Here is a 14,048-nt window from a genome sequence, read left to right on the forward strand (position 1 = left end):
ACATCCCGTCCTCCATTCTTCCCTGATACAAAGATCAGTAGCTCACTACGGCTCTGGTGTTTTACCAGCAATACTCGATTATTCAAGTGTTAAAGCCTTACAATTGAAGCGCAAATTGTAAGCACTGCAAAGGTAGCCGTCACATAGGTTGCTTGACCGCCTTAATTGCGTCCGTTGAAATGCATTGCCTCTAGGTTTAGATTTAGCCATGCCACATTTTGCAGAAAGACTAGCAGCACAGTTGCAGAGACGTTGGGGCGATCGCCCATTAAGTTCGGAACTGGGTCTTGCCGTGCTGGTATTTTTGGGATTGGGGCTGCTGCCGCTGTTTATATCGGGCTATGTCGTCTATATTCTGCCTCAATACATGCTGTTTGGTGTGTTAGCGATGTCGCTGGCCTTGCTCTGGGGATTTGTGGGCATTCTCAGCTTTGGGCAGGGAGCCCTTTTTGCTTTGGGGGCTTACACGATGGGTCTAACGATGAAGCTGGGGCAGACTGTCATCCCTTCCGCTTATCTGGGGTTAGCGCTGAGTCTGGTGGTGGGAGCGTTGCTGTCAGGGGCGATCGGCTATTTCTTGTTTAGTGCGGGTGTGCGCGACACCTATTTTGTCATTGTCACGCTGGCGCTTTCCATTGTCGTAGAGCAAATTGCTGTGAGTCAATCGGCTTTGACGGGCGGCTTTAACGGTTTATTTATCGATCGCATGGGGCTGAATTTAGGACCACTCGGCACTCTCGATTTGTCTAGCGATCGCGCACTTTACTATTTTGTGCTGCCGATCGCCATCCTGCTATATGGGCTGCTGTATGGGCTGACCCATGCCAAATTCGGTAAGGTGCTGGTCGGCATTCGTGAGAATGAAGACCGTACACTCTCCCTCGGCTTCAACACCTGGGTCTACAAGACGCTTGCCTTTACGGTTTCGGGTGCCGTTGCCAGTTTGGCCGGAGCCATTTACGGCACCGCTGCCAACTTTGTTGCTCCCTCTTTAGCAGGCGTTTTGTTTTCGACTGAGGTTGTGGTTTGGGTTGCCATTAGTGGCCGAAGCAACCTGCTGGGCGCTTTTTTGGGTGGCACGCTCGTCTCCTCCCTGTCGAACTATCTCAGTACCGTGACACCGAAATACTGGCAGCTACTGCTAGGAATTTTGTTCATTGCAACGATCGTTTATTTTAAGGGTGGCGTTGCTGGGGCGCTGGCTCAGATCCCAGTTTGGCGACGGAGGCATCTCAAACACGATGGCTGAACTCCTGGAAATCAAGCATGTGAGCAAGCGATATCGGGGCTTAGTGGCGAACCAGGATGTCAATCTAACGGTGGCATCTGGAAGTATGCGTTGCATTATCGGTCCCAATGGCGCTGGCAAAACAACGTTGATCAGTCTGGTATCGGGGCACCAAACGCCTACCACCGGTGAGATCTGGTTCAAAGGTGAAAATGTCACCCATCGTTCTGTGCCGCAGCGATCGCGCTTGGGCATTGTCCGCAAGTTTCAGACCCCGACACTCTACAACAACCTCTCGACCTATAAAAATCTAGAGCTAGCTGTTTTGGGTAGCCGTTGCGCCCCTAAGCGTCGTCACACCCGGATTTTGCAAGTGCTGGAACTCGTTCGCATGACTGAGTTTATCCGTACCTCCGTTAGCCGTCTCTCCCATGGACAGAAGCAATGGTTAGAAATTGGGCTATTGATTGCCAACGATGCTGAATTATTACTGCTGGATGAACCCACGGCTGGCATGACGGCAGAAGAGACTCATGCCACTGGAGAACTCGTGCGGGGGCTGGTGCAAGACTTACATTTGTCTGCCATGATCATCGAACACGATATCAATTTCATTCGTGATCTGCGTGCTCCTGTGACTGTTTTGCATTTAGGAGCCGTACTGGCAGAAGGAGAATTTGACCAGATTCAGCAAAATGAAACGGTTCGTAAGGTTTATCTGGGCGAAGAGTAATGCAGCTTCAACTGAACTCCGTCACAACTGGATATGGCAGCTTAACGGTGCTGCGGCAGCTTTCTTTGCAGGTGTCACAGGGAGAAATTTTGGGAGTTCTGGGGCGCAATGGCATGGGCAAAACGACGTTGATTCGTTGCCTGTCGGGTCTTTTGCCCACCCAAAGTGGTTCTATCTGGTTTGACGGACGCGAGATTACTCAGTTAAAACCCCATCGTCGCGCCCAATTGGGCATTACAACCGTGGTTCAGGGACGGGGAATTTTTTCTAACTTGACAGTGAGAGAAAACCTGGAAATGGGGCGCATTGCCTCTGGTCGTGCCCGTCGCGATCGCCAAGAGGAGGTGCTGACCTATTTTGAACGGTTAGGAGAACGGTTAGATCAGGTCGCAGGCACCTTAAGTGGGGGAGAGCAACAAATGCTGGCGATCGGACGCGGCTTAATGACTGAACCCAAACTCATGCTGCTGGATGAACCCTCTGAAGGCATCATGCCAATCCTGGTCAAGCAAATTGCTCAGATTCTTCAAGAAATCAATCGGCGCGAACAGATGATGATCATCATCGTCGAACAAAATGTGCCGATGGTTTTTAGCATGGCAACTCACTGCATCCTGCTTGAAAAGGGGCAAATTGTTGCTGAAGGAGTGCCTGCTGATTTGGCTCACAGTGAAGTTATGACTGAATATTTAGCCATTTAATAGGCTGTTAATCTATTCAGGTTCCTCTGCTGAGTTAAACGATTTCATAAATTTTGATTCGCTGGTGGTCTGGTGCCAATCCAAGCCCAAGCCTTGGCGGCTCATGTGGTCGCGCACTTGAGATATTAGATGCTTTGAAGCAATGTCTTGGGGCAGCAACCCCGGTTGAGCGCGGGTTGTCAGCCAGCCTGCGATCGCCCCGGCCGATGCGCCAATACTCCACTCGCCCTGATGAATTCGTGTCATGCCGTTGGCGATGTGGGTGACGGCAATTCCCTTACCCCCAATTAATAGATTATCGACTCCGCGCGGAATCAAGCCTTCAATTGGAATCAGGGTCGGACGCACATTTGTTTCTAAAGTCGGCGCGCTGGCAGCTTCGCCATCATCTTCCGAATTGCGATAGCGGCAGCCATGAATATCGATGCTGTAATGAACGCGGGCGATCGCCGTGGGGCTAAGATCGCGCGATCCAGGGAGATCGATCCGCAAGTCTGCCTCGCGCACGGCAAATTCCCGCTGATTGTATGCCTTGCGTCCTACAATCCGCCGCCCTTCACGGATATAGGGCACCATACTTAAGCCAGATGCAGTGTTCAAGGGCGACTCAGTGCCCCACAGATAAGACAGCGGCAACTCTTTTGCATGATTTTCTAACAGCCAGTGGGCAAACAACAGGGCATGGTTTTCTCCATGTCGCAGCGCCACTATGGATAAGCCACCCAGCCAGTTTTGCCGCTGCCCCGATTTATCAAGGTCGGTATCGCTCAAAATTAGCGGCGGGTCCATAAATTTCCAGTCATTGCCGCGATTCCAGTTCACCAGGGTCATGTCGCCTGGTGACGGCGTTGAGGCGTAAGGATCACCGGGATTGACGCTGACAATCCGGCGGTAGTTAAAAAAGCTGCGTCCTGTAAAAACTGGAAACCCCTGCAAATCGTAGTCTTTGCGATGTTCTTCTTTAGAGTAATCGGATTCCAACCGGGTTAAGGTTTTGAGGCTGGCGCCTTGATCATCCCGAATTGCCAATACAAACGGGTAGGTGAAAGCCTGGGTACAGTCTTGATTGTCTTGGCGGGATGCGTTGCGTTCACCAGTGGTGGCGATCGAATCGGAGCCAAGGCGATGGGGAACTCCAGCCCAGCCGACTAACTCTGTGGTGTCGGTGGCATCAATCACCATCATTTGTTTGCCGGGGGGAGCCTCTAGCCGAATCGGCGTTTTGTCAAACTCGTCCGTGGAACTCCAGGCATACCATTTTGATAATTCGGCTGAAAATCGCCCTTTGGGTAAGTAGTTGGGGTCGCGGGGAGTACGACGCACGGCGTGGATGGCAGTCACAAGCCGACCGCTGTCATCAAAGTCTGCCCCTTTGAATGCGGTGGAAGTACTCCAACGGCTCTTGGGCGATCGCGTCGCTGCATTCTTTAAAAGCTGTTCTGAGGCGGAGGCTCCAGCTTTGGGCGGAAAGCATAATATGCCGACCCAACAGCTATTGATTTCATCTACGCGGAGATCGCCCTTTAAAGTCGTCCAGCTTGGCAATTTCACGGTTTGCTTGGCAAGCAAGCGCTTGAAGTGCATCCAGCTTTCAGAAAGGGTTTCATTCGATCGCATTACCTGGGATTCATCCAGCGCTGAGACTCCTTGAGAGCTAATTTGCCCACCTAACCAAGGCGTTAGCTCAATCAAGCACGTTGTAGCGCCGGATTGCATAGAATGGGAGGCAGCAGCAACCCCACCCAAAGAACCCCCAATCACCACCACATCGCACGTCCATACTTCTTTTGCAGTCGGCAATGGGGATAGGTGCGGTCTGCCATTGCTGCCAAATCCACCTTCGCTGTAGGCAACCGATTGAGCCGAGGCATTGGGCGATCGCTCCATCCCAGCCCGACTCATGCCCAAACTTGTCCCAATAAAAAAGCTCAAGCCCAGTGCGGCTAAAGAAATCAACCATACGGGCTGTCCGGCGATTTTTTTCCGTCCAAGCTTGACTGCGCTCCTTAAGCTAAAGGCAGCGAACCGAATTGCCGCGATCGCCGATACCCGAACAATCGCCTTTAAAAAACCTGGCTCACTTCTACGCGCTGCTCTTCGCCGACTGATTGGCAACGGTTGTTTAGACCGAGCAGTACGATGCTTCAACCGAGGAACGCTTGCAACAGAAACAGAAGACGCCAAACGCTTTTTCCGAGCAGCCTGTTGACGAGCCGACCGAGCCGATGACTGTGGCTTCACATCAACACATCCAAGTCACATAACAACGAAAACGTTGTAACACACCCACCGCTCATTGCCGCATTTATTTAGGAAAACGAGGGAATGTCTTTAACCTTAACGCCCCCAATCTACCGAACACGATCAGCCTCTCTTGATGCTTTGACAGACCTGTTCTTGCAGTTGCTCCCAGCTATAGGCAGGAGACTGGCAGCTTAACCCCTGGCAGACCAACCCTACAAAATTGCTGTCCAGATCCACCTTTAGTTGCAGCACGGCAGTTGGCAGATAGCGCTGGCTTAAACGGGCGATCGCGTCAGCACCAGTCTGAATCAAGGTCTGGTTGTGAAACCAGTCGAGAGCGGTAAATAGACTGGGACAGCGCTGAGGAGTTTTGACCATGACGCTGCTAAAAGACTTGAGCGCATGTTCAGCCCGATCGAAGTAACTTATCTTTTCAGTAAGCAAGAAAAGCCGCACCAGGTTGGCGATCGCGACCCCATTCGCTGAAGGAATGGCACCATCATCATAGCTACGCTCTCGTATTACCAAATTATCACTGGCGTCGGTGTTGTAATAACCGCCTTCTGCGCTCCAGAGATGATCGTCAAATTCCTGTTGCACCCGAATAGCTTGCGCCAACCAAGGATGGGGAGAGGAGTCAGATAAATGGATGGAGAGTGTGGCTTGTTCGAGATCCAGAAGAGCTTTGATCAACAGCGCATAATCCTCTGACTGCGCGATCGTGCTGGGTTGCCCTTCGTAACTGAGGCGATGCAGGCGATTTTTCTGTGAAGAGGACGCTGCGCCAATGCTCCATTGGTTGTTGAGAATGAATTGAGCGGCTGCCGTAGCTAGGTCGAGGTATTCAGGATTTTGCAGCACCACCGCGGATCTAGCGAGTCCCGAAATCATGAGGCTGTTCCAGGCAACGATCATCTTCGTATCAGTAACGGGGGGAATGCGACCCTGCCAGGAATAGGTTTTAGCATTCTGACTGGTGCGTGCAGGCGTGCAGGTAGAAATTGCTTCCGGCATTGCTCCATATCGGATGCGGAACAGCTTGGCGAGAGCAACTTCTAATTCGGGGGCAAGCTGACCGACTTGATAGCGCTGTAGGACGTTTTTACTCTCAAAGTTGCCCGATGAACTGATCGTGAATTGATTCATCAAGGCTTGCAATTCGTCTGTGGTCAGGTGTTGTTCAAGTTCGCCATAACTCCAGACATAAAATGCGCCCTCTTCAGGTTCAGAGTCCTCAGCAGTCACAAAACTATCTGCATCTTGAGCTGCGTAAAAGTAGCCCTGGGGCGCAATCATCTCTCGCTTGAGCCACTGAACCGTTTGAGAGATCGCCCGCTCCAAAGCGGGTTCCTGCATACCCGTGCTCCACAGGTTGGCAAGATATTCCAAAATCTGCCCATTGTCATAAAGCATTTTCTCGAAATGAGGCACTGTCCAAGTCGGGTCCACAGTGTAGCGATGAAATCCGCCGCCTACATGGTCGAAAATGCCGCCAAGAAACAAGTCTAGTCCACGTTGTTGACAGATTCCAGCAGCACCATAAGAGGCGTTGGGTGGTTCAAATCGTGCAGTTCTTAGTGCTGCGGTTGCATAAGGAATCATGGGGAAACCTGGCTCCGTTCCCCGCGAAATTAACGTCTCAGCATTTTGGGTCAGCCCTTTGAGCAGAATGTCTGCCGACAGTTCTTGCTGTGTAGAAGTAATGGTCTGCTGTAGATAACTAAAAACTTGATTTTTGATTGCAGAGACTTTATCTGCATCAGTATCGTAAACTTGGCGAATTTGCTGAAGTACATTCAGAAACCCAGGTCTGCCGTACTTAGCTTCGACTGGAAAATAAGTTCCTGCGTAGAATGGAACGCGATCAACAGGCGAAAGAAAGAGATTGAGGGGCCATCCCTTCGCGCCTGCGATCGCCTGTAGCGCTTGCATATAGATGCTGTCGAGATCGGGGCGCTCTTCTCGATCAACCTTAATCGGCAAAAAGTTAGCGTTCATATAAGCAGCGATCGCTGCATCTGAAAACGCCTCTCCCTCCATCACCGTGCACCAATGACAGCTTGAATAGCCGATCGACAGAAAAATCGGCAAGTTCTCTCGCTTGGCTTTCTCTAATGCTTCATCACACCACGTCCACCAGTCGATCGGATTCTCCGCGTGCTTGCGAAGGTAGAGGCTTTGGGAGTCGATAAGACGATTCATAGCAAGAGTGTGCTAACTGGCAAGCAGTGCTTTAAGAGTTTCATCAATAAACTGAGTATCAACTGGGTTCACTCCACCGCCTGCAAAGTGTCCCCAAACTGATTTAATCGCGCAGAATTCTGCATTCGGCATCAGCTTCACTTCATACTCGTTGTCTTCGGGTGGAAAATAGAGATCCATTTCAGCAGGCATGACGATTGCTTTCGCCTTGATGGCAGCGAGCGCTTTCTCAAAATCACCGTCGAAGCCGGGAGTATTGCCAATATTGCCGTTTTGCCAAGTCCACAGCATTGTTAGCAGATTGTTAGCATCTTTCTTGAGAAAAAATCCCTCCCAAAACTCAACGAGAAAGTCTTCTAGCGACGAATATCCCTGCTGTAAGTAAACTTTCTCGCGATAATACGCCTGAGACAACCCCCAGCCCGCATAGACTCGTCCCACTGCCCGCAGTCCGGTTGTTGGCGGCTCGTCATACCAACCGCCCTTCCACGCCACATCTGCTTGCAGTGCAGCTTTCACGCCTTCTAAAAAGACGATGTTGTGCAAACTCGTTTTAGCAGATCCACAGAAGGGCAAAATTCTCTCAACCATGTCTGGATAGCTGACTGCCCATTGGTAAGTTTGCCCCGCGCCCATTGACCAGCCAACGACTAAGGCGATTTTCTCGATGCCAAATTTCTCAGTCACCAATTGGTGTTGGGCGCGAACATTATCGTAGAAAGTGACGTTTGGAAATCGAGCTTTATTGTAGGGTTGCGGGGTGTTGCTGGGCGAAGAAGATAGCCCATTACCGAGCATGTTGGGGATGATGATGAAGTATTTCTGAGGATCAAGCGCCATGCCTTCCCCAATCAGCCATTCATTATCGTAATGTTGACCGGAATACCAGGTCGGGTAAACGATCACATTGCTCTTATCGGCGTTCAAGGTGCCGTAGGTTTTGTAGGCAAGTTTGGCATTGCGGAGCGTTGCCCCCGACTGAAGCGCCAGATCTCCCAACTCAAACATTTCGTAATCAGGCATTTTAAACTGCTCTCACACTAAAGAATTTGCTTTACTGGCTGGTCAATTTTTGACTGATGAAGCTAGGTATACTGATTTAGCTGTATTTGAACACATCTAAGATTCGATTTCGCAACGGCTCAGGAATCGTATTCATCACCTGATATTCAGTTTGATCGGAGTCGTTAGACAAGGCTTCTGCAACTTTGTCCAAAACGTCAAAGACTAGGGGAACGCCCAACTGAAGTCGCTCCAGAGTCTCTCGTTGGGCAAACACGTCTTGAGGCGTTCCTTCTAAAACTAGTTGCCCTTTATCTAGAATGAAAATCCAGTCTGCCCAACAGTAGGCTAAATCGAGATCGTGCGTTGCCATGACGATCGTGGTACCCCTCTCGTGAATATGGCGCAGTTTTGCCATCAAGTCGCGGGTGTGAATTTGATCCAGGTAGGCAGTCGGCTCGTCTAAGAGCAGCAATTCTGGATTGAGCACCATGACATCTGCCAAAGACACTCGTTTCTTTTGCCCCAAACTCAGGTGGTGAACTGGACGCACCGCTAGACTCGATAGATTGAACGCCTCGATCGCTTCCCCGACTCGCTGATCAACTTCTGAGTCTGGCAACCCCAGATTACACAGCCCGTAAGAAATATCCTCTTCGACCGTAGAAGCCACAAGCTGTTGTTCTGGGTCTTGAAACACCAAGCCAACTTTCTGCCGGAGATCCATCAGGGAGGTGCGATCGTAGCGTAGGGGTGAGCCTTGCCAATGCACAAATCCTTTTTGAGGCTTATACAGACCGTTTGCCAATAAAAACAGTGTTGTTTTTCCACAGCCATTTTGACCAATTAGCGCACAGCGTTTACCCGCCGGGATGCGTAAAGTTAGACTCTGGAGGGCAGGTTGAGGACTGCCAGAATAGGTGTAATCAACCTGTTCAAATTCCAACAGCATAGTGCCATCCTGTGAGTATCAGTAATATCGTGCAGCCAAACAGGGCTTCCAGGGTATATCGCTTAGAAGGCACACCACGACGAGAACGATAGACCCGAAAATCGCCCGTAAAGCCGCGAGACTCTAGCGTCAGCGACACTTGACGATAGTTTTCTAGAGTGCGTCTGAGCAACTGCCCAATCAACAGCCCCAGACTCTTCATCCAGAGTTTGTGAGTCCGATAGCCACCACGCGACTGTTGGGCAGTCCAGAGTTCACGAGCCGTTCGCAGCAGCACGAAAATGAAGCGATACATCAGCATCAGCAAATCGGTGAGCAATGCAGGGCAACCGATGCGGCGGAGCGTATCTAGAATCTCCGAAAACGGGACCGTCAACACCACAAAGTAGATGCAGGATGTGGCAGCGATCGCCCGTGCAGCCAGTTCGCTTGCCTGATGTACACCGTGATCACTCAAGTAAATGTAGTAATTACCCAAGCTAAACCCTTGCCAAACATCCGCTTGAACTGATGACAGAGCCGATAAGCTGACACCGCTCAGAACCAACGCGGGTAAGCTGGTTAGCCAAAACACAGCCGTGATTGAGAGTAAGCGCAGATAAACTGAAGCTGGAATTCCAGCATAGACCACTGTCCAAACGCTGATCCAAATCGCGATTAAGACTTGCACCGGAATGTAAGTGCAGTAGGTAATCAGCAGCAGAACGCTGGCAAACAATAGTTTCTGTTCGGCTGGTAGTTGCCGCAGTCGATTGGTGTAGGCAAGGGTGTCAATGTGTAGCGTCATAGACTTTCTAGCTGGCTCCAAGGCGGACAGCATTTTCGGGCAGAGGCGGAACTTTTGCTAAGACTCGTTTCTTGAGCAGTTCAGGGCACTTAATGTAGGAGATGCTGCCATCCGATTTGGCGTGATATTGACCAGCAAACGCTAAGATAGCTGCTGCCGTTGATTCTAGCTGTTCCTCTTCAACCGGTAAGCGACCAAACAAATAGGTGGGTTTGCCAGGAGCGATCAGAGCGATCGCGCAATCTTGTTCACATGCCGACAGACACTCAACGGGCTGGATGGAAAATTCTGCTTGCAGTGGCGTATCGTGATGCAGAGCTTGCAACTGTCCCAACAGGCGCTCTCCCCCACTGACCCGAATTGCCTGCTTCGTTCGATGGGCGCTAGCGCAGCTTGTACAAACGAACATGATGTGTTGGTCACTCATGATTCATCCTTTTCACGCTTTTCCGATCGCCCTTTATACAAACCCAAAATATAACCTGTCACACCTGCACCAATTCCAGCTTGGGCTGCAAACAAAAAGGTTTGAACCTCAGGACCAGAATCCTTAATTATGGGTTCAAACCAGGGTTTATAGTTTGGATGATCTTGCTCAATTGCAGCTGTAAAGTTGCCATCAGTTGCGCTAAATTCTTTGCCTTGGAGAATTAACAGTGGTCCAAGCGCCAAAACGACTACTCCAACCATCAACAGCCAGCTACTAGATAGTTTCTTCATCGCTTATGACTCCTGCTCTAAAAACTTGAGTGTTTTCAATTCTTGCTGTCCATATTTTTGCAGCCAGCCCCAAACCAATACGGTCAATAATCCTTCGGTAATTGCTAACGGTAACTGGGTAATGGCGAAGATACTCACGAACTTGCCAAATGAGGCAATAAAGCCACCCTGTGCAGCGGGGAATGCCAATGCTAGCTGTAGGGCAGTCATCAGGTAGGTGAGTAAGTCTCCTAATGTAGCAGCAAGAAATACCGCAAGCTTTTGTTTACCAGTTTTCATCACTGTGTTGTAGACCACGTAAGCCACAATTGGACCGACGATCGCCATCGAAAACACATTTGCGCCCAGAGTCGTCACGCCTCCATGAGCCAACAATATCGCTTGAAATACTAAGACCAGGCTACCTAGCACCGTCATCACTAAGGGACCAAACAGAATCGTGCCCAAGCCTGTTCCCGTTGGATGGGAACAGCTCCCTGTGACCGAAGGAATTTTTAAGGCAGACAAAACAAATGTAAACGCGCCTGCCAATGCCAGCAAAAGCTTTAATTCGGGGTTTTTCTTTGTGATGCGGGTAAGCGATCGCAGCCCTACCATAAAAAACGGGAGTGAAACCGCCCACCAAAAAACTGCCCACTGCAAAGGTAAAAATCCTTCGGCAATGTGCATTGCCTGAACAGGCGTGGCTGAACCCAGCAACAGATAGCAGCTTAATCCAGCTATTGACGCTAGGCTTATCCATTTTTGGTGTCGTATTTTCATCTATACCTCGCAGATAAGAGGGTTAATTGGCAATTCTCCTTAGGAGACTAACGCAATCGCTAGGCATTCTGACTTAGAGAGTTTTAATTTGCAAGTTCTAGTTTTTGAATTGAGTCCAATTTCAAAAACTAGGATTCATCACTCATCACTTTCTTCATAGGAGCGGGACAGCGCAGAATTTTACTAGCAAGATTTTAGAAACTGTTTACAGCTAAGTCTGCCTCAAATTTTACTTCTGGAGCTTTTGCAACATGTTCAGCGCATATTGATGCTGCTTTCCCCTCCTTTGTTCTAAATAGAATATGACGGCTTGCTGGCAATCTGCGATCGCGCCCTGCTGATCGCCCAATTGCCACCGAGCAACACAGCGGTGACCGTAAACATCTGCATGATCCGGCTCCTGCTCCAATGCTCGATCAAAAGCTTGAATCGCTTCCACGCGGTTCCCTTGGCGAGACTGATCTACGCCTTGCTGAAACAACGCTTTGGCAGGGTCCAAAATTTCTTTTGTGTTGATCACTGGCTGATCTCCTGATCGACGGCTGATATACATTTGGAAAATGGACGGCTACGAATCAAACTTTGTCAGGGCGCGCTGCGGTGCGCCCTTGCGCTGAATTAATCTATGAGGCGTTAAAACGTGAATGTGGTTCTCACTGTACCGATCAGAGTATCGTCATTGTTTTCATTCTGACCAGGATTGATGATGTAAATAACACCCGGAGTAATGGAAATATTGTCGTTCAGTTGGTATTTGTAGAAGGCTTCAAGGTGAATCGGGATGTCGTTGCCAGCGCCCCCTGCTCTTTGAATCGCTGTTGGATTACCCAAATAAGGAATTGCACCCGCGACTACACCCAGGAGATTGCCCTTCCTGCCAAAGTCGGGCAATGCAATCCCAAGACCATAAGTCCAGATATCGCGCTCGTCAACACCGTCATTCACAAAGTCAGCACTGATATAAGAGCCAAAGGCATTAATCACAAGCTTGGGGCTAAAGCTATACACGGCGCTGACTCCGTAAGCATTCACCTTTGCAGGGGTAATAGCACCCAGCAAATTTCTTCCCTGAGCGGCATACAGCGTTCCTAATACACCCGTGCCACCACTGCCTAAGTCAAACAGGGCCGATCGCCGATAGGCATTCACATAGGTTAAACCAATACCAAACTTGTCATTAGGCTGGAAGGTCAACTGCCCTAATGCTGAATAGCTGCCGTCAAATAAGCCATTCTTGGAAGCGGGATTGTTGGCAAACGCGATCGAACCAGTAGGGGGCGAATTATCTGCCAAGTAGTTAGCATTGACGGTAATTGAAGGAGCCAGTTTAACCTTCACTGATAGTCCAGAGCCGCCGCCAATGTCATAAATGGGGTTCTTTTCAGCAAACACTGAAAGCGGCCCTGTTGCCCCACTGTCCGTATCCAAAACTGGGCTAAGTGTAGGGGTGTGGTCAGCATGAAAGCCGAACACAGCGGGAACATAGAAACTCACCCTGTCGTTCAGTTGAAAATAGTAGGCGATCCAATCCGCATCCACTGAGTTTGTCGTGTTGCCCAAGTTAAAAGTTTGAAGACCTTCGACGTTTACGCCATTGCCAGCAAGGTTAAAAAATCTTGCGTTTGCAGCTCTAAGACGGGTGATCAAAAGATCTTTACCCGTAAAGCTAGTTTTGAGGGTCAAACGAACCCTATCTTGGAAAACTGTGTTGTTTTCTCTGGAGTTGTTAAATTCATCGGTGACAGCAAAAACGACCTCGCCTGACAACTTGGTAGTAACCGAGAATTGCTGCTTTTCTAAAGTTGCTGTACGAACTTCTAACGATTCGACCCGACCGCGTAGCGCTGATAGTTCCGAGGCAAACTCTTCTTGCAGCCGCTTCACGACTTCCAAATCTTCCTTCTTCACGAAGTCAGCAGTGGCGGCAGCGATCAGTTCTTGAATCTTATCTAAACAGGCATTCAAACCAGCGGCGAACTCATAGCGGGTTAATGCCCGGTTGCCGCGATAAGTTTTATCAGGATAGCCAACAATGCAGCCGTAGCGTTCTACTAACGATTGCAGTGCCTGAAATGCCCAGTCGGTGGGGCGAACATCGGTAAGCTGAGAAACGGAGGTAACCTGTCCGACGACCGCTGTGTCATTCTCAAATGGCTTTCCTTCTAAGCTATAGCGATTGATCTGATCGATCAGAGGAGTATCAGAACTAGAGGCAACAGGCGCAGTTTGGTCTGGCTCAGCAGCGATCGCAGGAGCAGAAACCGCCAGGGCAGCACCCAAAATTGCTGAACCAATTAGGAATGAATTGAGCAAAAATTTCGACATAGTTATGCTCCTCACACTTAAATACATTAAGAATCGTTTGAACATTTAGATCTACAGTCCGATATCGATGAAGCGATCTGTAGACCTGAATATCTGAATTGGGCAAAGCCTATAGCTTCTCCAAAACCTTACTTGCGTTGCTAACTTCAGCAACCTCAACAGGGTCGTCAACGTCCAGAGATTTCACTACGCCATCTTCCACAATCATTGCGTAGCGCCGCGATCGCAGCGCTAATCCCAATCTGTCTAAGTTGCAATCCTGACTGATCGCTTTAGTAAACTCGCCATCGCAATCAGCACCACTTTTTTTCCCTTAAAAAGCTCTTCTGTAGATATTGTTTGAGGTCCGTTGGAGTCCATATAGGACAGACTCACTGACGGTATTTGATCAC

At 49.7% G+C, this 14,048-nt stretch carries 13 protein-coding genes and 1 pseudogene; 3 read left to right on the forward strand and 11 right to left on the reverse strand.

Features of this window, described 5'->3' with window-relative positions:
• Positions 1-208: 208 nt before the first annotated feature.
• From JOY44_RS20670 to JOY44_RS20680, 3 genes are read left to right on the forward strand one after another with little or no spacing between them, the layout of a single operon-like run.
• Positions 209-1,249, forward strand: a complete 1,041-nt coding sequence (locus JOY44_RS20670; RefSeq protein ID WP_171575414.1) for a branched-chain amino acid ABC transporter permease — start codon at positions 209-211, stop codon at positions 1,247-1,249.
• Complete coding sequence (locus tag JOY44_RS20675; RefSeq protein WP_171576158.1) at positions 1,242-1,961, forward strand: ATP-binding cassette domain-containing protein; 720 nt, start codon at positions 1,242-1,244, stop codon at positions 1,959-1,961. Before JOY44_RS20670 ends, JOY44_RS20675 begins: the two co-directional genes overlap by 8 nt.
• Positions 1,961-2,662, forward strand: coding sequence for an ABC transporter ATP-binding protein (locus tag JOY44_RS20680; protein ID WP_171575415.1), 702 nt, complete (start codon positions 1,961-1,963; stop codon positions 2,660-2,662). Before JOY44_RS20675 ends, JOY44_RS20680 begins: the two co-directional genes overlap by 1 nt.
• Positions 2,663-2,674: 12 nt before the next feature.
• Here the strand turns inward: JOY44_RS20680 and JOY44_RS20685 are convergent, their stop codons facing one another.
• The 11 genes and pseudogenes from JOY44_RS20685 to JOY44_RS32915 all read right to left on the reverse strand — a co-directional run.
• Positions 2,675-4,903 carry an FAD-dependent oxidoreductase gene (locus JOY44_RS20685; protein WP_197985618.1) on the reverse strand — a complete coding sequence of 743 codons (2,229 nt, stop codon included), beginning with the start codon at positions 4,901-4,903 and terminating at the stop codon, positions 2,675-2,677.
• Between the two features lie 123 nt (positions 4,904-5,026).
• Complete coding sequence (locus tag JOY44_RS20690) at positions 5,027-7,108, reverse strand: thioredoxin domain-containing protein (RefSeq protein ID WP_171575416.1); 2,082 nt, start codon at positions 7,106-7,108, stop codon at positions 5,027-5,029.
• A gap of 12 nt (positions 7,109-7,120) precedes the next feature.
• Complete coding sequence (locus JOY44_RS20695) at positions 7,121-8,131, reverse strand: alpha/beta fold hydrolase (protein WP_171575417.1); 1,011 nt, start codon at positions 8,129-8,131, stop codon at positions 7,121-7,123.
• A gap of 76 nt (positions 8,132-8,207) precedes the next feature.
• Positions 8,208-9,062 carry an energy-coupling factor ABC transporter ATP-binding protein gene (locus JOY44_RS20700; RefSeq protein WP_171575418.1) on the reverse strand — a complete coding sequence of 285 codons (855 nt, stop codon included), beginning with the start codon at positions 9,060-9,062 and terminating at the stop codon, positions 8,208-8,210.
• Entirely contained in the window at positions 9,046-9,849 is an 804-nt protein-coding gene (gene cbiQ / locus JOY44_RS20705; protein WP_171575419.1) for a cobalt ECF transporter T component CbiQ, read from the reverse strand. The genes JOY44_RS20700 and cbiQ overlap by 17 nt, the downstream gene beginning before the upstream one ends.
• Positions 9,850-9,856: 7 nt before the next feature.
• Positions 9,857-10,276: a DUF1636 family protein gene (locus JOY44_RS20710; RefSeq protein ID WP_171575420.1), complete on the reverse strand. Its 420-nt coding sequence runs from the start codon at positions 10,274-10,276 to the stop codon at positions 9,857-9,859.
• A complete protein-coding gene (locus JOY44_RS20715) occupies positions 10,273-10,569 on the reverse strand; it encodes an energy-coupling factor ABC transporter substrate-binding protein (protein ID WP_171575421.1) in 297 nt (98 codons plus the stop codon). The genes JOY44_RS20710 and JOY44_RS20715 overlap by 4 nt, the downstream gene beginning before the upstream one ends.
• A gap of 3 nt (positions 10,570-10,572) precedes the next feature.
• Positions 10,573-11,268 (reverse strand): energy-coupling factor ABC transporter permease, encoded by a 696-nt coding sequence (locus JOY44_RS20720; RefSeq protein ID WP_245404937.1) that lies wholly within the window; start codon positions 11,266-11,268, stop codon positions 10,573-10,575.
• Positions 11,269-11,560: 292 nt separating this feature from the next.
• Entirely contained in the window at positions 11,561-11,851 is a 291-nt protein-coding gene (locus JOY44_RS20725) for a tetratricopeptide repeat protein (protein ID WP_203032075.1), read from the reverse strand.
• A gap of 113 nt (positions 11,852-11,964) precedes the next feature.
• Positions 11,965-13,656, reverse strand: a complete 1,692-nt coding sequence (locus JOY44_RS20730; protein ID WP_171575424.1) for an iron uptake porin — start codon at positions 13,654-13,656, stop codon at positions 11,965-11,967.
• A gap of 109 nt (positions 13,657-13,765) precedes the next feature.
• Positions 13,766-13,942: pseudogene (locus tag JOY44_RS32915) on the reverse strand (hypothetical protein); the annotation flags it as partial.
• Positions 13,943-14,048 lie beyond the last annotated feature (106 nt).

It is taken from the genome of Leptolyngbya sp. Cla-17 (assembly GCF_016807185.1).
GTDB lineage: Bacteria > Cyanobacteriota > Cyanobacteriia > Leptolyngbyales > Leptolyngbyaceae > ULC077BIN1.